The sequence below is a fragment of the Lichenifustis flavocetrariae genome (assembly GCF_026130545.1).
Classification (GTDB): domain Bacteria; phylum Pseudomonadota; class Alphaproteobacteria; order Rhizobiales; family Beijerinckiaceae; genus Lichenihabitans; species Lichenihabitans flavocetrariae.
In genome coordinates this window covers 228,973-246,471 of the sequence record NZ_JAMOIM010000009.1, presented here as the reverse complement: position 1 = coordinate 246,471, position 17,499 = coordinate 228,973, and the positions used below count along the sequence as shown (strand labels likewise).

Annotated in this window: 22 protein-coding genes and 1 pseudogene; 11 read left to right on the top strand and 12 right to left on the bottom strand. The window is 60.5% G+C overall.

Going from position 1 to position 17,499, the window contains the following annotated elements:
- Positions 1-374, bottom strand: a pseudogene (locus M8523_RS15665) (helix-turn-helix domain-containing protein); the annotation flags it as partial.
- Between the two features lie 275 nt (positions 375-649).
- Here M8523_RS15665 and M8523_RS15660 point away from each other — a divergent pair.
- From M8523_RS15660 to M8523_RS15650, 3 genes are all read left to right on the top strand, one after another.
- A complete protein-coding gene (locus M8523_RS15660; RefSeq protein ID WP_282585811.1) occupies positions 650-949 on the top strand; it encodes a hypothetical protein in 300 nt (99 codons plus the stop codon).
- A gap of 99 nt (positions 950-1,048) precedes the next feature.
- Entirely contained in the window at positions 1,049-1,201 is a 153-nt protein-coding gene (locus M8523_RS15655) for a DUF3309 domain-containing protein (protein ID WP_282585810.1), read from the top strand.
- Positions 1,202-1,640: 439 nt separating this feature from the next.
- The gene (locus tag M8523_RS15650; RefSeq protein ID WP_282585809.1) at positions 1,641-1,838 is read left to right on the top strand and encodes a hypothetical protein; all 198 of its coding nucleotides are present in this window, start codon (positions 1,641-1,643) and stop codon (positions 1,836-1,838) included.
- A gap of 7 nt (positions 1,839-1,845) precedes the next feature.
- Here M8523_RS15650 and M8523_RS15645 read toward each other — a convergent pair whose 3' ends face one another.
- The 3 genes from M8523_RS15645 to carA form a co-directional block, all read right to left on the bottom strand.
- On the bottom strand, positions 1,846-2,127 hold the full coding sequence (locus M8523_RS15645; protein ID WP_282585808.1) for a hypothetical protein: 282 nt from the start codon (positions 2,125-2,127) through the stop codon (positions 1,846-1,848).
- A gap of 247 nt (positions 2,128-2,374) precedes the next feature.
- The gene (locus tag M8523_RS15640; RefSeq protein WP_282585807.1) at positions 2,375-3,049 is read right to left on the bottom strand and encodes a VPLPA-CTERM sorting domain-containing protein; all 675 of its coding nucleotides are present in this window, start codon (positions 3,047-3,049) and stop codon (positions 2,375-2,377) included.
- Positions 3,050-3,202: 153 nt separating this feature from the next.
- Positions 3,203-4,429 (bottom strand): glutamine-hydrolyzing carbamoyl-phosphate synthase small subunit, encoded by a 1,227-nt coding sequence (carA, locus tag M8523_RS15635; RefSeq protein ID WP_282585806.1) that lies wholly within the window; start codon positions 4,427-4,429, stop codon positions 3,203-3,205.
- A gap of 155 nt (positions 4,430-4,584) precedes the next feature.
- On the opposite strand from carA, the gene M8523_RS15630 reads away from it, so the two are divergent.
- The 3 genes from M8523_RS15630 (at position 4,585) to irrA (ending at position 6,323) form a co-directional block, all read left to right on the top strand.
- Positions 4,585-5,043 (top strand): GatB/YqeY domain-containing protein, encoded by a 459-nt coding sequence (locus M8523_RS15630; protein WP_282585805.1) that lies wholly within the window; start codon positions 4,585-4,587, stop codon positions 5,041-5,043.
- A 137-nt stretch (positions 5,044-5,180) separates the two neighbouring features.
- Positions 5,181-5,753, top strand: a complete 573-nt coding sequence (locus M8523_RS15625) for a DUF4142 domain-containing protein (protein WP_282585804.1) — start codon at positions 5,181-5,183, stop codon at positions 5,751-5,753.
- Between the two features lie 75 nt (positions 5,754-5,828).
- Positions 5,829-6,323, top strand: coding sequence for an iron response transcriptional regulator IrrA (irrA, locus tag M8523_RS15620; RefSeq protein WP_282585803.1), 495 nt, complete (start codon positions 5,829-5,831; stop codon positions 6,321-6,323).
- Between the two features lie 204 nt (positions 6,324-6,527).
- Here the strand turns inward: irrA and hslU are convergent, their stop codons facing one another.
- Positions 6,528-7,835, bottom strand: coding sequence for an ATP-dependent protease ATPase subunit HslU (gene hslU, locus M8523_RS15615; protein WP_282585802.1), 1,308 nt, complete (start codon positions 7,833-7,835; stop codon positions 6,528-6,530).
- 38 nt (positions 7,836-7,873) lie between these two features.
- Positions 7,874-8,440, bottom strand: coding sequence for an ATP-dependent protease subunit HslV (gene hslV / locus M8523_RS15610; protein ID WP_282585801.1), 567 nt, complete (start codon positions 8,438-8,440; stop codon positions 7,874-7,876).
- A gap of 170 nt (positions 8,441-8,610) precedes the next feature.
- On the opposite strand from hslV, the gene M8523_RS15605 reads away from it, so the two are divergent.
- The 4 genes from M8523_RS15605 (at position 8,611) to M8523_RS15590 (ending at position 12,735) form a co-directional block, all read left to right on the top strand.
- Complete coding sequence (locus tag M8523_RS15605) at positions 8,611-9,432, top strand: DUF3108 domain-containing protein (RefSeq protein WP_282585800.1); 822 nt, start codon at positions 8,611-8,613, stop codon at positions 9,430-9,432.
- A 584-nt stretch (positions 9,433-10,016) separates the two neighbouring features.
- Positions 10,017-11,306 carry a carbohydrate porin gene (locus M8523_RS15600; protein WP_282585799.1) on the top strand — a complete coding sequence of 430 codons (1,290 nt, stop codon included), beginning with the start codon at positions 10,017-10,019 and terminating at the stop codon, positions 11,304-11,306.
- A 116-nt stretch (positions 11,307-11,422) separates the two neighbouring features.
- The gene (gene dapD / locus M8523_RS15595) at positions 11,423-12,265 is read left to right on the top strand and encodes a 2,3,4,5-tetrahydropyridine-2,6-dicarboxylate N-succinyltransferase (protein ID WP_282585798.1); all 843 of its coding nucleotides are present in this window, start codon (positions 11,423-11,425) and stop codon (positions 12,263-12,265) included.
- Entirely contained in the window at positions 12,265-12,735 is a 471-nt protein-coding gene (locus M8523_RS15590) for a hypothetical protein (protein ID WP_282585797.1), read from the top strand. The genes dapD and M8523_RS15590 overlap by 1 nt, the downstream gene beginning before the upstream one ends.
- A gap of 12 nt (positions 12,736-12,747) precedes the next feature.
- On the opposite strand, the gene M8523_RS15585 is transcribed toward M8523_RS15590, so the two are convergent.
- The 6 genes from M8523_RS15585 to M8523_RS15560 all read right to left on the bottom strand — a co-directional run bounded on the left by M8523_RS15585 (position 12,748) and on the right by M8523_RS15560 (position 16,869).
- Positions 12,748-13,026, bottom strand: a complete 279-nt coding sequence (locus M8523_RS15585) for a hypothetical protein (RefSeq protein WP_282585796.1) — start codon at positions 13,024-13,026, stop codon at positions 12,748-12,750.
- A gap of 94 nt (positions 13,027-13,120) precedes the next feature.
- Positions 13,121-13,396 carry an ElaB/YgaM/YqjD family protein gene (locus M8523_RS15580; RefSeq protein WP_282585795.1) on the bottom strand — a complete coding sequence of 92 codons (276 nt, stop codon included), beginning with the start codon at positions 13,394-13,396 and terminating at the stop codon, positions 13,121-13,123.
- 379 nt (positions 13,397-13,775) lie between these two features.
- Positions 13,776-14,690, bottom strand: coding sequence for a PhnA-like protein (locus tag M8523_RS15575; RefSeq protein WP_282585794.1), 915 nt, complete (start codon positions 14,688-14,690; stop codon positions 13,776-13,778).
- 10 nt (positions 14,691-14,700) lie between these two features.
- Entirely contained in the window at positions 14,701-15,060 is a 360-nt protein-coding gene (locus M8523_RS15570) for a CsbD family protein (RefSeq protein WP_282585793.1), read from the bottom strand.
- Positions 15,061-15,110: 50 nt separating this feature from the next.
- On the bottom strand, positions 15,111-15,293 hold the full coding sequence (locus M8523_RS15565) for a CsbD family protein (RefSeq protein WP_282585792.1): 183 nt from the start codon (positions 15,291-15,293) through the stop codon (positions 15,111-15,113).
- Positions 15,294-15,426: 133 nt separating this feature from the next.
- The gene (locus M8523_RS15560; RefSeq protein WP_282585791.1) at positions 15,427-16,869 is read right to left on the bottom strand and encodes a PAS domain S-box protein; all 1,443 of its coding nucleotides are present in this window, start codon (positions 16,867-16,869) and stop codon (positions 15,427-15,429) included.
- 179 nt (positions 16,870-17,048) lie between these two features.
- On the opposite strand from M8523_RS15560, the gene M8523_RS15555 reads away from it, so the two are divergent.
- The gene (locus M8523_RS15555; protein ID WP_282585790.1) at positions 17,049-17,258 is read left to right on the top strand and encodes a cold-shock protein; all 210 of its coding nucleotides are present in this window, start codon (positions 17,049-17,051) and stop codon (positions 17,256-17,258) included.
- The last annotated feature ends 241 nt before the right edge of the window (positions 17,259-17,499 follow it).

Sequence of the window (17,499 nt, the reverse complement as noted above, 5' to 3'; positions counted from 1 at the left end):
CACCTTGGCCTCCAGCGCCTTGAGCCGCTTCTTTATGGTCTCCAGGTCGTGCCGTTGCCACACGCCGCGCACCCCGGCCGGGGAGATCGAATGACCGCGCTTGCGCACCTCATTGGCAATCCGAATCTGGCCAAACGCCGGCACCTCCAGCGACAGCGCCTCGATCTCGGGCGCCGTGCGGTTCTTCAAAAGCGGCTTCTGGCGCGTCAGTTCTGCAGCGCCACCTCGCAGCCCGTGTCAAACAAATCCTTGAACCGGGTGACGCTGTCGCGACTGAAGCCAAGCATCTTGCACGCCTGACTCACATTGCCGAGCTGCCTCGCCAATTCCAAAAGGCCCACTTTCGCCCGGATGACGTTCTGATCCTTCGTCATGGTCGTGCCCCTGCAAAACGCCGAGGCCGGATGCGTCCTGAGGCCGACCACTCCGCATCTGGACTCGGCTCACGCTTCAGCTCTATGACACCATTTGTCCGATCCAATCTCAACCACTACAGCCCAAACCACGCTGTGACGATGTTTCGATTTGGGGCTGTAAATCGATTGATTGTTTTGCCGAAAGTTGAGGCAAGGCCGCCAATAAGGCCGGGCTTATGTTGTCCAGACGAATCACGACAACAAGCGGGGACCTTTCGATGGCGAGCAGTCAATTGCGGATCGTGGAAGACGAAGCTTTCGTACATCCTGAAGATGTGATTGTCAGCATGGCTCCAAAAGCCGTAGGGCAGCCGACCGTGAAAGTGACTGAGAGCCGCGCTGGTCGAATCGTTGTCCAGCACGACGACGGCTATGTGTTCGTCTTCCAAATCCATGATCTCGACGCTTTGGTCATGGATCTTGAGGCGGTCACCTGGTCAAGCATCGGTGCCCCGCCGGACGCGGATGAGTTGGAAGCTGAGGCACGAGCGGCGGCAGAAACCGAGGCACGGGCGCAGGGCTGGATCACGTGAAGTTGCGTCCGACTGGTGCATGTGGGGCGGCGCCGCGTGGAAACATTGAAAGACGCAGACGCGTTCGGTCAGAGGCAATCTGAACGCGAGAAGACCGCCATGAACATCGTCGTCATCGTCATCATCCTGCTCTTGCTGTTCGGTGGCGGTGGCTACTACGGCTATGGCGCCGGCGGTCCCTACGTCGGCGGTGGCATCGGTCTCATCGGCTTGATCATCCTGGTGGTGTTGCTGATGCGTGGCGGTCTGTAGCGGGTCGGATCCAGGCGCCACCCAACAGATTGTCGGAAGCTCGACATCGCATCCAACGGGATTCCAATTCTCGGACGGGTCGTGAGAGCGGCCGGGCGGGAGCGAGGCTGCGGAAGGTTCGACCCTCATTAGCCGCAGCCGAGCACGTGTCACGCGCGACATGAGAAGGGAGTGGAGCAATCAATTCATCCTCCTTCAACCCTCATCCAGCATTGTGACTCGGCTGGCGCGCTACCGCGTACCGTCGGAGGGGCGGATGGTGGCGCGTCGGCACGCGTATTCCTGGCGAGGTTTGGCTGGATCGGCTGCCGACGATCGCGGTGGAGCCTGGTATCGAGGTCGCCGTGGGAGCCTTGGACGAGGCTGACCAGGATCATTCGAAACTCAGTCGCCTGCTTCGCGTATCTGATGACGGGGCAGGTTCACCGGGGTTTTCATCATGGATCGAGACAAGATCGAGGTGCTTTACAAGCGCCTCGCCGACGAACGACGTCGCCTGATCGGTGTTGCGGCCGATAGCGCTACGTTGCCGCCGTCAGGCCTTCTGGCGCAGATTGCCGTGCTCGACAGTTCGATCTCGGCAATCGAGGCCGTGATCGATGAGCTAAACTCGGTGCGAAGCATCGCGGCTGAGTGACGTCTGCTCAAGAGTGCCGTGGATTCTCTGCCACGGCTCGAATGAGCCGACTGCTATACTGGTGCGTCGCCTCGACCTTCTTGGCGTCGTAGGCGCCGCGCAGAGCGGTCACATAGGTGTCTTCGCGGTCCGAACAGCCATTCATGGCGCCATCAGGCGTAGACCCCAGGCGAGCCCGATGGCGGACACAATCCACCCAGGCCGAATATTCTACATCACCGGCGCCGGCCCAGGCTGGAGCCGCGCCCGAGATGAAAATCGAGAGGAGAAGCAGTTTCGTTATGCGCATGGGCAAACTCCACCACACGTCGGTGACCATATGATGGCCTTACAGACCGGCACCGCATTCTGGGCGCCCCCCACTTTCAAAAATTTGCTACCCGGTTGCAGGGTAGATAGGTTGGAAGGTGCCGCACGACGGCCATGTTCGTCCTTTCGGCTATTCGAAGAGCGTCCCGCAATGCTCAGATACTGGACGCCACCGACGTCGTGAGGATTTCTACGTCAACATGACCAGGAAATCGGTTGGCCGCGCATCACCGCCCGGCGGCAACCTTCTTGCGCTTCATACCATACCCGACAGAACTGAGGGCAATGAGTGCCGCGCCGAATAGGGGCGCTGAGGCTGGGAGCGGAACGGCACTAACCGCAGCGAAGCTCGTCACTTCAAAGTTGGCGTAAACGACCTGCTGGCCTGCGTCGTTGTTTCTGGTGTAATATCCGGAATAGGAACCCGACAGGCCGTCCAAATTGTTTTCGTTGGCATAGTCAGATTTGATTTTTAGCGATTTTATATAGAATCCGATGTTGCTTGCATTAGAGGCGAGTGCGCTTTGTACGAATGAGTTAAACTGAGAGCCCGTGCTGACTGATACATTGCTCGTGTAGTCTGCAAAGCTCTCACTCGCGGAATCTATCGTCAGATCCACACTGATAAAGCTCAGTCCGTTGGCTTTCGAACCCCCGTTCGCACCGCTTCCTCCCGTGCTGGCATATGATGAAGCGGCGTTATCCGTGTTGAACGTCTCCAATGCCACGAAAGACTTTCCGGTCAGGTCTCCTCCACCGAATAGTCCTGAGGAGTCGTAGCCACCAATCACCTTGCCGCTGATCGCGTATTCAATGGTCGTCGCCGATGCGGGGGCTGCACTCGCGGTCAGAATGGCGGACACGAAAATGACTTTGGATGCGAGGTTCACTTCGGCCGCCATGTTCGGATTGCAGGAAGACCTGCAAAATGCACGAACTCTGCGGTGTGAGCCATGAAAGTCTGAACACCTGGTTAATGACCGGCCGGGTGTCGATAGGTAATCGAGAGTCAATCCGCAACTAGATCCCAGCCTGCTCGCCACTACATGATCGAGCTAGACTTGCTTTTGTGCTGACGGATCGGTGGATTTCGCAACACTATCCATCATGCCGACGAATTGTCGGAACAGATAGTGACTGTCCCGCGGGCCCGGCGAGGCCTCGGGGTGATGTTGTACGGAGAAGGCCGGTGCATCCGTCAAGGCCAGACCGCAATTCGAGCCGTCGAACAGAGAGACATGCGTTTCCCTGACATTGGCCGGCAGTGAAGCCGGATCGACCGCGAAGCCGTGGTTCATCGACACGATCTCGACCTTGCCAGTATCCTTGTCCTTCACGGGGTGGTTGGCACCATGATGGCCTTGATGCATCTTCATTGTCTTCGCGCCCAACGCGAGCGCCAGCATCTGATGGCCGAGGCAAATGCCGAAAGTCGGCACCTTGCTGGCGATGATGTCTTGGATCATCGGGACGGCATATCGGCCGACGGCGTCTGGATCGCCTGGGCCGTTCGAGAGGAAAACCCCGTCCGGCTTGAGAGCCAGAATCGACTTGGCCGTCGAAGTCGCAGGCACCACCGTCACGGCGCAGCCGGCGTCAGCGAGCAGGCGGAGAATGTTCCGTTTGACACCATAATCAACCGCCACAACGTGATATCTCGGCGCCGCCTGCCGACCATAGCCGTCCGTCAGGCTCCACGTGGTCTCGTCCCAGTCGAAGCGTTGTGGGGTGCTGACATCGGGCACAAGGTCCATGCCGACCATGCCGGGCCATGCCCGCGCTTCCGCCAGCAGAGCCTCTCTGTCGAATTGCCCGTCGGGCGTATGGGCAATGATCGCATTGGGCATGCCCTTGTCGCGGATCATCGCCGTAAGCGCCCGTGTATCGATGCCGCCGAGGCCGATGATGCCGCGTGCCTTGAGCCATGCATCGAGATGGGTCTTCGATCGATAGTTGGCCGGTGCCGTGATCGGGGCGTGCAGGATGACGCCGCGAATGCCGGCACGCGATGCCATATCGACCGTCTCGACATCGTCGTCGTTGGTGCCGACATTGCCGATATGAGGGAACGTGAAGGTGATGATCTGTCCGGCATAGGACGGATCGGTGAGGATTTCCTCGTAGCCGGTCATCGCCGTATTGAAGCAGACCTCGCCGACGGCCCGGCCCGTGGCGCCGAACCCCGTGCCCTCGAGGATCGTCCCGTCCGCCAAAACCAGGAGGGCGGTCGCCGGGGACTCGGCCCATCCCTCGTGTGCGACATCGGCTTGAACGTCGGGCATTGGCAGACTACACCCATGGCTTCGCGGATGGCCGAGATTCTGTCCGGCCCTTCCGCTTCATCACGTCAGGAATTTGACCTTGGGGTGTAGGGGTGGCCCCGAGCCGGGTCAACCGCGATTGTCATGCCTGCGAAGCCGACCGGAGATTGTTCGCCATGCGCGAAGCCTTGAGCACGATGTTGAAGACGGCCATGAAGGCGGGTGACAAGCGCCGCGTCGCAACGGTTCGGCTGATCCAGGCGGCGCTGAAAGACCGCGACATCGAAGCCCGTGGGGCAGGCCGCGACGTCGGGCCAGACGAGATGATGTCGATGTTGCAGAAGATGGTGAAGCAGCGGCAGGATTCGGTCGCGATCTACGACAAGGCGGGTCGCGATGACCTCGCGACGCAGGAGCGCGAAGAGATCGCGATCATCTCCGAATTTCTGCCGGCGGAAATGAGCGCCGAGGAGATTCGTGCCGCGATTTCGGAGGCCATTGCCACCACTGGTGCCGAGGGCCCAAAGGATATGGGCAAGGTCATCGCCGCCATGAAGGCAAAATACGCGGGGCGCATCGACTTCGCCAAGACAAGCGGCGTCGTCAAGGAGATGCTGGCTGGGCAAGGGGGCTAATTCTGCGCCGTCCCTGTCTCATCGGCGGCGAAACAACATCCCTGTGCATCGAGTTGGTGTCGTGAACGAAGGAAGGCATGTGCACGCATGCCGATGTTCCGGAGGACACGATGGAACGCAGATTAGTCCTAACGAGCTTGGCGGCCCTCGCCGCCACCCCCGTGCTGGCACAATCGAACCCGCCGCCGCCGAATCCGCAAACTCCAGCTCCCGCACCCGCCATGAAAATCGGTGCGCCGGTTTCCGCTTCCGCTGCGGCCGAGACTCACATGAAGAGCACCATGATGGTGGGCTCTTTGTCTTTGCTGATCAGCCGCATCGCATCTCCCAAGGTGAAGCACCCGATGTTGAAGCAATTCACCGGGTTTGAGATCGCCGAACAGGAAACGATCGCCGACATCATCAAGACGATGATGATGCCGGCAGCGCCCTCGGGAACCGTCAAGGCACCAACGGACGCGGAACTGATGGGCAATGTCGATGCGGCCGGAAAGGCAATGGTCGAGAAGATGCAGGCCATGAAGGCCGGCCCCGAGTTCGAGCGCGACTACATCAAGGCGGAAATCGAAGGGCATCGGAAGCTTCTGCAAATCCAGGAGGCCTATCTTGCAGCTCCGGACAATATCGACGAAGTCAACGTGGCCAAGCTTGCCCGCGGCATGATCAAGGAGCATCTCGTACTGCTGAGCGACCTGGAAAAAATGGGCTGAGTTGCCCGCCATTGCCGAGTTGCGCTTTTGTGCGGTATGGTACATCCCCATCAGGCTAAAGGTGTCATTGAGATCATGGCTTTCCCGATAACGTCCGAAACCGCTCACGCTGACCGGGACGAGCATCTGCCGGCCGGTCGGCGAGACCCGCTTTACGGATGCCCGGTCCATGATCTGCGCCACAAGCTGCGTGGTGCTGGGCTACGTCCGACGCGGCAGCGCGTGGCACTCGGCTGGCTGCTCTTCGCCCGCGGCGATCGGCATGTCACAGCTGAGAAGTTGTACGAAGAAGCGACAGGCGCCCGCGTTCCGATCTCACTGGCCACAGTCTACAATACCTTGCACCAATTCACTGAGGCCGGGCTCCTTCGGGAGATCGCTGTCGATGGATCGAAGACGTATTTCGACACGAACGTCTCCAATCATCATCACTTTCTGTACGAGGACGACAATCGCCTCGTCGATATTCCCGGCACGGAGATCCCTGTCGGCCAGTTGCCGAACGCGCCCGATGGCATGGAAGTGGCCCGGGTCGATGTCGTTATTCGGTTGCGTCGCAAGGCAGTCTGAATTCGGCTTTTGGGAGCCTTGGACGGCCTGAACTTATTTCTGGAACGCCTCGAGCCGTTCGACGCTATTGTCGATCTGTGCGCATCGACTCCAACCCTCTTTAGAAGCTGTCGCCGCGCTGGCCGTCGCGGCTAAATCTGACGCGATCGGCCAAGATTCTTTGTGGCTGCTTGCTCTTTGAACGGTTGCTAAGCAGGCCCAACGTCAGAGGATGAAACGGGACAGATCGGCGTTCTTGGCCAGATCGCCGACATTCCTGGCGACAAATTCCCGGTCGATCGTGATCGTTTCTCCCGCGCGGTCCGGCGCGGTGAAACTCACGTCGTCGAGCACGCGCTCCATGACGGTTTGCAGGCGACGCGCTCCGATATTCTCGACATTGCTGTTGACCTCCACGGCGACACGGGCAAGCTCGTCAATGGCGGTGTCCGCGAAAGCAAGATCGACACCTTCAGTTTTGAGCAACGCCACATATTGCTTGGTGATGCTGGCTTCGGTCTCCGTCAGTATCCGGCGGAAATCGTCTTCCGTAAGCGGCGAGAGTTCGACCCGGATCGGGAGGCGGCCTTGAAGCTCGGGCAGAAGGTCCGACGGTTTCGACACATGGAAGGCACCCGAGGCGATGAACAGGATATGGTCGGTCTTGACCGTGCCATGCTTGGTCGCCACGTTGGTTCCCTCGATCAACGGCAAGAGATCGCGTTGGACGCCTTCGCGTGACACATCCGCGCCGCCTCGACCTTCGCGGGCACAGATCTTGTCGATCTCGTCGAGAAACACGATCCCATTGTTCTCGACCTCACGGATCGCCTCCTGGATGACCTGTTCAAGGTCGAGCAGCTTTTCGCTCTCCTCAGCCAGCAGCGGCGCATGGGCCTCGACGACGGTCATACGGCGGGTCTTGGTCCTGCCCCCCATCGCCTTTCCGAAAATGTCGCCGAGGTTGATGGCGCCGATGGAAGCGCCGGGCATGTTGGGCAGTTCCATCATGGGCATGGACGGGGAGGCCTGCGTCAGCTCGATCTCGACCTCCTTGTCGTCGAGTTCTCCTGCGCGCAGCTTCTTGCGAAAGGAGTCACGTGTCGGAGGGGAGGCATTGGCACCCACGAGTGCGCTCAGGATGCGCTCCTCCGCCGCGAGTTGCGCCTTGGCTTCGATGTCCTTCCGCTTCCGCTCTTTCACAAGGCTGATGCCGATCTCGACGAGGTCGCGGATAATCTGCTCGACGTCGCGTCCCACATAGCCGACCTCCGTGAACTTGGTGGCTTCGACCTTCAGGAACGGCGCATTGGCAAGTTTGGCGAGGCGGCGCGAGATCTCGGTCTTGCCGCAACCGGTGGGTCCGATCATCAGAATGTTTTTCGGCAAAACCTCTTCACGCATGGTGCCAGTGAGTTGGAGACGCCGCCAGCGATTGCGCAGCGCAATGGCGACCGCACGCTTGGCGTCGTTCTGGCCGATGATGTGCCGGTCCAGTTCGGACACGATCTCGCGCGGAGAGAAGTCGGTCATCAAATGTTGATCCGAAGAGGAGGAAAGGGGCGGCGCCATCACGCGTCGCCGATGGTCTCGATCACGAGATTATCGTTGGTATAGACGCAGATTTCGGATGCGATCTTCATCGCCTTGCGGACGATCGCTTCCGGGTCGAGCTCTGTGTCGATCAGCGCACGAGCTGCCGACAGAGCGTAGTTTCCGCCCGACCCGATGGCGGCCACACAGCCTCCGTCCTGTATCTCGGGTTCCAGCACGTCGCCCGTGCCGGTGAGCACGAGGGCGACCTTCGCGTCTGCGACCAGCATCATGGCTTCCAGGCGCCTCAGATAGCGGTCGGTCCGCCAATCCTTGGCGAGTTCCACGCAGGCGCGCATCAACTGACCGGGGAATTGTTCGAGCTTGCCCTCGAGCCGTTCGAACAAGGTGAAAGCATCGGCGGTCGCCCCTGCAAAGCCCGCGACCACACTCCCCTTGGCGAGCCGGCGCACCTTCTTGGCATTCGCCTTCATGATCGTCTGACCGAGGCTGACCTGTCCATCGCCGCCGATCACGGTGGTGCCGCCCTTCTTGACGAGCAGGATCGTGGTGGCGTGCATCGTGGGCACATCGGAGTGCGGCATATATGTCCCTATCTCGGCCCGGCGGCACTTCGGCCTCGCAGGTCGATCTATGCGCCGGATCTCAGGCTTGCAAGGGCGCCGCAAATCATGGGTATCTGCACCATCCTGTCTTGAAACAGTCCGATTCGCTTGAAAGGGAAGTCAATCCGTTGCCGAGGTTGAAGCCGTCTATGTCGATGAATGTGGCGATGCGTGCCGGCCTGCTTCTCGCCAGCCTGACCGTTTTGCCCGCCGCCCAAGCCGAGACCGTCCGTGCACGCTACGGAATCAGCCTCATTGGACTGCCGTTCGGCACCGCCACCGTGACGGGCACGCTGGAGCCTCAAGCGTATCGGATCGAAATGCAGGCGAAGCTGACCGGGCTGGCATCGATCCTGTCGGGGTCAAAAGGCGCCGCGACAGCGACCGGTAGCATTCCAAATAGCCATGTCTCGCCAACCACCTATGCCACCACTTCGGCAAGTGCCGACATCACCCGCACGGTCCGCATGTCGATCGTCGACGGCACCGTCGACCAGTCGGAGATTACGCCGCCCTGGGACCCAAGCCCCGATCGCGTGCCGGTAACCGATGCCGACAAGCGCGGAATCGTGGACCCGATGAGCGCGCTCATCATGACCGTTCCGGGCACGGGCGACGTCATCGGCCCCGCAGCCTGCGAACGGACCATTCCGGTTTTCGACGGAGCGGCCCGATTCGATATCGTGTTGGCCTATGTCGGCACCCGGAAAGTCAAGGCGAAGGGATTCGCCGGCAATGTCGCGGTGTGCTCCGTCCGCTATCGGCCGATCGCCGGTCACCGGGCAAATCGGCCGGGCACGAAGTTCATGGCCGACAACAAGGAGATGGAGGCTTGGCTGGCCCCGGTCGGCCAATCCCGCATCGTCGTGCCGTACCGCATTTCGGTAATGACCATGATCGGCACGGTTGTCACGGAAGCAACCGAGTTCGACGTCTCCGGGGGACCACGGGCCGACGTTCAGAATCATTGAGCGGCACGGGAGAGAGAGGCCGCTCAAGCATAACAGGTTGCCAGCGTCCGCCTTGTGTGATGCGACCGTGTGTGGCCTGGTTGCTCCGTCGTGCGTCCCTTGATCGCGACCTCATGACGAGGTCCGCAGGGCAATCATCGTTCAAGTAGGTCGGGTATTCCGCGATCCGATCGTGCCGGGGCTTTCGGGTCAGGTGGTCGATCCAAGTTTGAACGCTCGGCGGCGAGCGGTCACGCTCGCCCGGCACGAGCCACCCGATCAGGACAGGTACGTTCCCAATGTCGTCCCGTTGCGCAGAAACAACGCTGTCGGGCGCAACGGGACACCTATCCTCTCGGGGGGATATGCATAGGAGCAGCAAGGGGATAGCGAAGGTAAGGTTCTCAAAGAGGAATCCCAAAGAAAATGAGTCGGGAGTGATGATGCTGCTCAACCTTCGTCCTCAGACAGGCCGATGGACTGCCCTATCCGGCTTGTCGGCGGCTGTTTTTTGTATTGGCCTGGTTGGTCCCGCGTGGGCTCAAAGCGCGAATACCCCTTCGGTGTTACAGAATTCCTCAGCCGGCTCGCCACAAAGCCGCGCGATGCCGCCGGCAACCCTGCCGGCACCTCCGCCGCCCGACCACCTCTTCGGCGACTGGGACGGCTTTCGCAGCCGGCTCGCGAAGGAGGGCATCACCTACACGCTCAACTACACGACCGAGACGGCTGGCGTCGTCGCAGGTGGTCTGCGCCGTGGTGCGACCTATGCCGATCAAAAGGGCCTCTCGATCGACATGGACTGGCAGACCTTGGCCGGTGTCGACGGGTTCAAGACCCATGCAATTTTCGTCAGCCGCTACGGCGCCAACGTCAGCCGCAGCTTTGTCGGCGACACGGTGATTCAAGCACAGGAAATCTATGGCGCCGGCTTCGGCCAGTTTGCGAAGCTGGTCTGGCTGTATGGCGAGGAATCGCTGCTGAACGACCGGCTGAAGATCTACTTCGGCCGCTTTGCTCATGGCGCCGACTATGCCGCTTCGCCCCTCTACTGCAGCTTCATGACGCTGACGATCTGTGGGCACCCGCGCGCGCTGACGGCCAACCAGGGCTTCGAAGACTGGCCTCTCAGCGAAACCGGCGCGGAAATCAAAGTTCGCCCCTTCGACCGATTCTACATCTCGGCCGGCGCCTTCCAGTCGCAGCCTTTCCCGACCGACGCGGAATCCTACACGCAAGGAGGGTACAACGGCTTCTCATGGACCTTCAAAGGCACCACCGGCGTCAGCGTGCCGGTCGAGTTCGGCTATGAGCCGCTGATCGGGTCAGCCCAGATGCCGGGCCACTATAAGATCGGCTTCAACTATGACTCGACCGACTACCGGGACAACTTCTTCGACGTCAACAACATGCCGCTTGCGCTCACGGGGCTGCCGGGCAAGCGGGACGGCGGTCGTACCTTGTTTTGGGCGACAGCCGACCAGCAAGTCTATCAGAATGGACCTTATAGCGACGACGGCCTCTATCTCATGGCCGCCTACGCCCATAACGATTCCAACACGACCTTCTTCAACAATTTCATCTGGGCCGGCTTGATCGACCGGGGCATCGTGCCAGGACGCCCACTGGATCAACTGGGTTTCGGCTTCACCTACTATGACGTCAGTCCCCGCCTGACCCAAACCGAGCGCCTGCAGGCGGATCTCGGTGTTCCGCTCGCGGGCGGCGCGAGAGGGATTCAGACCCACGGGATGGTCTATGAGCTCAACTACCAGATTCATGCCTATCAGGGTGTCCTGATCCAGCCCGAGCTCGAATATTTCGATCGGCCAGGCGGGGCCGGCAATGTGCCCAACGCTTTTTTGGTCGGGCTAAAAACCAACGTCGATTTTTGAGCCGCCGGATGATGAAGCTTTGGCACCACAAAGGCCAAGCGACCTGATCCACTGCACATTGACAAGCCGTCCGCCTTGGTGAAAGCACCCTGGCGACCAGCGGAGACCACACCTTCATGAGCCACGCCGCCCTTCAAAGCGCGATCGAGAGCGCCTTCGACAATGCCTCGACGATCACGCCCGAGACCGGCGGCGAGATCCGGGAGGCGGTCGAGACGGCCTTGGCGGCTCTCGACAAGGGTGAGCTGAGGGTCGCCGAGAAGATCGGCAACGACTGGACGGTCAACCAATGGCTCAAGAAAGCGGTACTGCTCGGCTTCCGCCTGAACCCGATGGTCACCATTCCGGGAGGTCCCGGGGGGTCCTCATGGTACGACAAAGTGCCGTCGAAATTCGACGGCTGGACCGCGGCTGAATTTCAAGCGGCCGGCTTCCGGGCCGTGCCGAATTGCGTCGTACGCCGCTCGGCCTATGTGGCGCCGAACGTCGTGCTGATGCCTTCCTTCGTCAATGTCGGCGCTTATGTCGACAGCGGCACGATGGTCGACACCTGGGTGACGGTCGGGTCCTGCGCGCAGATCGGCAAGAACGTCCATCTGTCGGGCGGGGTCGGCATCGGCGGGGTGCTGGAGCCGCTGCAGGCCAATCCGACCATCATCGAGGACAATTGCTTCATCGGTGCCCGGTCGGAGGTCGTCGAGGGAGTCATCGTGGGCGAGGGCTCGGTCCTGTCGATGGGCGTGTTCATTTCGGGATCTACCAAGATTGTCGATCGCGCCACTGGGCAGATCCATGTCGGCCGCGTGCCACCCTATTCGGTGGTTGTTCCCGGCAGCCTGCCGGGCAAGCCGTTCCCCAATAATGAGCCCGGCCCTTCTCTCTCCTGTGCCGTGATCGTCAAGACCGTGGACGCGCAAACGCGCGCCAAAACGGGCATCAACGAGCTTCTGAGAGATTGATGAACGCGCCTGAGGCCGACGAAAGGCGCGGCTTCGCGTTCTTGTTTCGAACCGACCGGGGCACGATCGACCGCGCCACGTGGTGGCGAGGAACTTTGCCGCTCGTCGTCATCGCTGTCGTGGCCAATATCCTCTGGGTGTTGATCCGCCCTTACATGGATCACGGCCTCGATCGGCCGCCCATCGTCGTGCTCGCCGTCTACCTATATCTCGTCGCTTTCAGCTTCGGCACGCTGTTGCTGCTGGTCTGCGAATATAATCTCAGCGCCAAACGCTTCACGGCGTTGGGCCTCCCAAGATCCCTTGCCGCGACCTTGCCGTTCAGCCTGTTGTTCGGCGCTGCCTTCGCGTGGTACTTGCCACGTGCCGACGGCTCGCTTCCCTCGTGGTCGGGCTGGATTGCGGCCCTGGTCGTGTTGGGCGTCGTTATCTGGAACGTCGTCGAACTCGGCATTCGCAGGCGGCGATGAGGTCAAGGCCATTCATGACCTCTCCGACGAGGTGCTATGCGCCCGCTGGCTGAGGGTCGGTATTTTCCGCTGTCCTGCGGCGGGGAGTTCTTCCGCCAAAAACTGCCGCTCGACCGCACCTCCTTGACGCGCTGGCACCAGCGCATCGAAGAGGGGCAGCCGAATACTCCTTTGTAGGAGAGCTTGGCCACGGGCTTCGCCGGTGCGGCGAAGCCCGATGCATAACCCCAGGATCGAGAGAAGAAGCTCGGCCGGAAAAGCAACCACGATGATCGCGACAATCAAGCCCATGAGATCCCATGACAGGAATCGAGGCTTCCGTACTGAGCCTTGACGGGAAGATCCGCGCTGGCCTAGGCCGTGATGGTCTGCGAGATCGTGTCTTTCAGCGCCGTTGCGAAACGACGAGACCGATCAGGAACCCCGCGGCTCCAGCCAGCACGAGGCCCGTCAGGGGATGCTGATTGATCTGGCCTTCCACGCTGCGCGCGCTCTGTTGAAGATATCGGCTCCCGCGATCGTAGGTTTCTTCAGCATAGTCGGACACTGTGTCCGCCGCGTCGCGCAAGCCTTCTTTCGCTTGACCGTAGAGACTCTGGCTCTTGCCGGCGACTTCACGCATCAGGCCTTCGGCACGAAGCTGGCCGTCACGTGTGGCCATGCCGACCGCCTCCTGGATTTTGCCGCCGACATCCCTCGAAACGATCCGAATTCATGATGTGCTCGTCCTTCAAACGCTAGCGGCGGCGGCGCGCGACGGCGCGGCCGCTGGGAAAATGAGGCGACTACTTCTTGACGGCGTCGTGCACAGCATCCTTGGCTTCGCCGACCTTGCTCTTGGCCTGACCTGCCGCCTTGTCGGCGAGACCTTCGGCCTGAAGCTTCATGGACGCCGACCTAGGCCGTGTTCACTGGCGAAAGAAACCGGAGAACCCGATCCAAGTGGATCGTGGCTCCCCGGCCAATGCGCGGCGATCTTGCGAGAACGCCGCAGCCTCACGCTTTACGCATGCCCAAACCTATAGTGTTATAGGCTTTCACTATTGGTCGTAAGCCGACGCTGACGACCTTACTGTTCCAACGCGACCGCCGACGAAGGCCGCGATCGCACCAAGGACAAGCGAGATCACGATCATCATAGCGGCCTTCGACGTTGCCTTTGCTGACTCATCCGCAATTTCGATTGCCTTGACTTTCGCCTGTGTCATCGCATCGGAATATTGCTTTTGATATTGTTGGATCTGTATCTTGGCTTGATCTGTGGGAATGCCTTGGGCTTTCGCGAGTGCCTCAGCGGCGCGGTCGGTTGCCTGTTGCTGCTGTGACGGATCGCCTGTCAGCGCAGCCTTCACGGCGTTAGCGGCCATATCGCGCAACTGTGCCGGGTCCTGGCCGCCGCTCGCGGATTTGATCTGACTTTCGATCCCAGACAGAGGATCACTCAACCCCGGAAGCGATGGAGCCGCGGCTTGTGCGGCCGTCTGGACAGCACCACCAATGAGGTGGCCAGCCCCCCCGAGCGTGTTCGTGACCGCGCCGAACGCACCCCCGAGAATGCCTCCCACGGTTGACGATAGCAGGAACACGATGACGAGCGTCGTGACACTCCAAGTCACGAGACCGTGGTAACCTGCCGTCATCGGCGATGGCTTGCCGCTCAGCCGGCCCGCTAGGAAGCCGCCAATGGCCGAGGCAAGAACACCGGAGAGGACCCACCAAACCGCTGCTCCGATGGAGAGGGTGGTTGCGGAGGGCGTCCCGGACGAAGACGGGTCGACTGTGGCAAGGCCGATTCCGAGCCCAAAGATTGCGAGAAGAAGCTGGGCCACGAGGGCGACCACGACACCTGCGACGATCGAGCCCCATGAGACCTTGTGAAGGGAAGCGAGGCTTCCCTGAGACGTCTGGATAGGCCGGTCCGCGGTGGCATAAACCACACTGGTTTGGGAGGTCATAACATTCCTCTCAGCGGCGTTGCGAGACGACAAGACCGATCAGGAACCCGGCGGCTGCAGCCAGAACGACACCCGTCAGGGGATGCTGAGTGATCTGACTTTCGACGGTGCGGGCGCCCTGCTGGACAACTCGACTTCCGCGCTCGTACGTATCCTCGGCGTAGTCGGAGACGGTGTCCGCCGCATCGCGCAAGCTTTCTCTCGCTTGTCCGTAAAGGTTTTGGCCCTTGCCCGCGACTTCATGGACCATCCCCTCGGCACGAAGCGGAGCGTTGCCGGTGGCCATACCAACTGCCTGCTGGATCTTGCCGCCAACATCCCTGGCGGCTCCTTCGAAACGATCTGAATTCATGATGTACTCGTCCTTCAAACGCTGTCGGCCGCGTCGACAGACGGCGCGGCCGTTGTGAGTAAATTGGGTTACTTCTTGACGGCGTCGCGGACTGCGTCCTTGGCCTGGCCAACCGTGCTCTTGGCCTTACCGGCTGCCTTGTCTGCGAGACCCTCGGCCTGGAGCTCCTCGCTGCCGGTTACCTTGCCGATGGCCTCTTTGATCGAGCCCTTGGCCTGGTCGACAGCACCTTCCACACGATTCTTGTCCATGGTCCATCTCCTGCGAACGCGCCGCTTAAGTCGGCACGAACGCGAAAATGGCACCTGTCCGACATTGGGCAATAGTGCAATTATGAGAATCGACTAGTGTTTTTTGACTTTTATCGGCGCTGTTAAGTCTGCGCTAGAATCCCCGCTCCCGGGCCCAAACCACCACCTCGGTCCGGCGATGCAGGTTCAGCTTGCGGTAAAGCGCCGTGACGTGATTGCGAACGGTGTTTTGCGACACACACAGGCGTTTGCCGATGACGGCATCGCTCAATCCCTGGCACATGAGGCCGAGAACCTGCCGCTCGCGGGCCGACAGTTCGACGGTGGCTTCCTGTACCGTCCGACCTGGGTGCCGCAGTGAAGCCAACCGTTCGATGACCCCCCGGCTGAACCAGGACGTATCCGCCATCACGGCTTCGATGGCGTCCATCAAATGGCGCTCGGTCCTCTTGCGCTCGGTGATATCAAGCACAACGGACAGGACGCATTCTTCGTCGTTGATCGTCACCCGTTCGGCCGAGATCAAGCAATCGAGCTCGGCGCCGTCTTTGCGGGTCAGACAGGCTTCAAAGTTGCGGACATGGTCGAATGAGGAAAGGTCCTTCAGAAATCGCTCGCGCGCCTTCGGATCGGCCCACATGTTCAACTCGGCCACAGAATTCTCGAGAACATCCGCGTCCGCGAAGCCGAAGGACGTTGTGAAGGCCTCGTTGATGGCGAGGTACCGGAAGTCCTTCAGCCTAACGAGAACGGTGGGCACCGGCGCGAGGCGGAAGGATTTGGCGAAACGTTCCTCGCTCGCCTTGAGGGCGCTTTCCGCTTTCCGACGCAGTTCGAGATCGGCAAACGTGAAGAGCATGCATGCCTCGTCGCCCATTTCGATTGGCTGTCCGGCCACGATCACAAAACGTGTGTCACCTCCTGGAAGGGGAATACAGGCCTCCATCTGCGGGATGGTTCGTCCCTCGCTGAGGCGTTCGATCGCGAGGGCGCGCCCAGTCGCCTCGGCAAAGAGGTCGATTTCGTAGGTCGTGCGTCCCAGGATGTGTTCACGCGAGTAGCCGGTCATGTCCAGAAAGCCTTGGTTGACTTTCACAAACCGAAGATCAGACAAACGGCAGATGATGGCCGGCGCCGGATTGGCCGCGAATGTTTTTTCGAACCGTTCCTCTGCGGCAAACCGGTCGGTCGCATCCGTGATGACGAGAACGAGGCAATCGGGCTTACCCTGGGCGTCCGTCAACACAAGACTTCGGATGCGATGGATCCAACTGTCCCTCCGGTTCCTCGCCGGAGTCACCTCCACGGTGATATCGTTCAGCACATCGCCGGCAATCACGCGATCGATGGGGTATCGGTCGTCGTCAAGGACGTGGTTGTTGCGGTAGCGCAAGACGAAGTTCTTGCGGTAGTCGGACACGGTCGCGCCGATCTGAGCGACGTCTTCGACCCCGTGCATCGCCAGCGCCGCCGAGTTGGCCCAGGTGATCCGCTGATCGGTCTCGATCAACAAAATACCTTCCGCCAAGCCTGAGATGATCGTCTGCAATTGCGTTCGGTCGACGGTCGCAGTCAATCGCGCTTTCCTTCTGGCGACTTTGATGAAGCTACCCCCAAACTGGGGCGCTCGTCGGGGAAAACCCTGTAGCAGAGGCGAAGCGGCGCTGCGAATGATGAACGGGCTGTGGGTTTGCCAAGATGTCCGCTGGCAAATTCGATGAAGCCGCGCTACCTGTTGCTCACGAGGAGACGCACATGGCTACCGGCACCGTGAAATGGTTCAACGCGACAAAGGGCTTCGGCTTCATTCAACCCGACAATGGCGGTCCCGACGCCTTCGTGCATATCAGTGCGGTTGAACGCGCCGGCATGTCTGACCTGAAGGAAGGTCAAAAGCTCAGCTACGAAGTGGTTGCCGATAAGCGAAGCGGCAAGCAATCCGCGGATCAGCTCAAGGCTCTCTGACGTTGCCTCGTAAGCCGAACTACGACTTCGAACGCCGAGAGCGTGACAAGGCCAAGGCTGCGAAGAAAGAAGAGCGCACCAAAGCCAAATCCGACCGAACTGACACACCGGCCGTGGAGCAGCAACAGGGCTCTGAACCGCCGAAGTTAGAGGGTCAGTGATCGAAGCTGCTCCGTTCTCGGGTTGGGCCCGAGACCGGAGTGGTTAAACCTTTTGATCATTGTTGCGGCGTCGAAATTGT

What these genes read in the sequence shown, in the direction of transcription:
- hslU (WP_282585802.1), bottom strand. Translation starts at nt 7,835, where the DNA reads ATGACCGACTTCTCTCCGCGCGAGATCGTGTCCGAACTGGACCGGCAC.
- M8523_RS15650 (WP_282585809.1), top strand. Translation starts at nt 1,641, where the DNA reads ATGGATCGAGACAAGATCGAGGTGCTTTACAAGCGCCTCGCCGACGAA.
- M8523_RS15555 (WP_282585790.1), top strand. Translation starts at nt 17,049, where the DNA reads ATGGCTACCGGCACCGTGAAATGGTTCAACGCGACAAAGGGCTTCGGC.
- hslV (WP_282585801.1), bottom strand. Translation starts at nt 8,440, where the DNA reads ATGCCGCACTCCGATGTGCCCACGATGCACGCCACCACGATCCTGCTC.
- M8523_RS15575 (WP_282585794.1), bottom strand. Translation starts at nt 14,690, where the DNA reads ATGACCTCCCAAACCAGTGTGGTTTATGCCACCGCGGACCGGCCTATC.
- M8523_RS15645 (WP_282585808.1), bottom strand. Translation starts at nt 2,127, where the DNA reads ATGCGCATAACGAAACTGCTTCTCCTCTCGATTTTCATCTCGGGCGCG.
- M8523_RS15655 (WP_282585810.1), top strand. Translation starts at nt 1,049, where the DNA reads ATGAACATCGTCGTCATCGTCATCATCCTGCTCTTGCTGTTCGGTGGC.
- M8523_RS15580 (WP_282585795.1), bottom strand. Translation starts at nt 13,396, where the DNA reads ATGGCCACACGTGACGGCCAGCTTCGTGCCGAAGGCCTGATGCGTGAA.
- M8523_RS15605 (WP_282585800.1), top strand. Translation starts at nt 8,611, where the DNA reads ATGTCGATGAATGTGGCGATGCGTGCCGGCCTGCTTCTCGCCAGCCTG.
- carA (WP_282585806.1), bottom strand. Translation starts at nt 4,429, where the DNA reads ATGCCCGACGTTCAAGCCGATGTCGCACACGAGGGATGGGCCGAGTCC.
- irrA (WP_282585803.1), top strand. Translation starts at nt 5,829, where the DNA reads ATGGCTTTCCCGATAACGTCCGAAACCGCTCACGCTGACCGGGACGAG.
- M8523_RS15585 (WP_282585796.1), bottom strand. Translation starts at nt 13,026, where the DNA reads ATGGGCTTGATTGTCGCGATCATCGTGGTTGCTTTTCCGGCCGAGCTT.
- dapD (WP_282585798.1), top strand. Translation starts at nt 11,423, where the DNA reads ATGAGCCACGCCGCCCTTCAAAGCGCGATCGAGAGCGCCTTCGACAAT.
- M8523_RS15640 (WP_282585807.1), bottom strand. Translation starts at nt 3,049, where the DNA reads ATGGCGGCCGAAGTGAACCTCGCATCCAAAGTCATTTTCGTGTCCGCC.
- M8523_RS15565 (WP_282585792.1), bottom strand. Translation starts at nt 15,293, where the DNA reads ATGGACAAGAATCGTGTGGAAGGTGCTGTCGACCAGGCCAAGGGCTCG.
- M8523_RS15590 (WP_282585797.1), top strand. Translation starts at nt 12,265, where the DNA reads ATGAACGCGCCTGAGGCCGACGAAAGGCGCGGCTTCGCGTTCTTGTTT.
- M8523_RS15630 (WP_282585805.1), top strand. Translation starts at nt 4,585, where the DNA reads ATGCGCGAAGCCTTGAGCACGATGTTGAAGACGGCCATGAAGGCGGGT.
- M8523_RS15600 (WP_282585799.1), top strand. Translation starts at nt 10,017, where the DNA reads ATGCCGCCGGCAACCCTGCCGGCACCTCCGCCGCCCGACCACCTCTTC.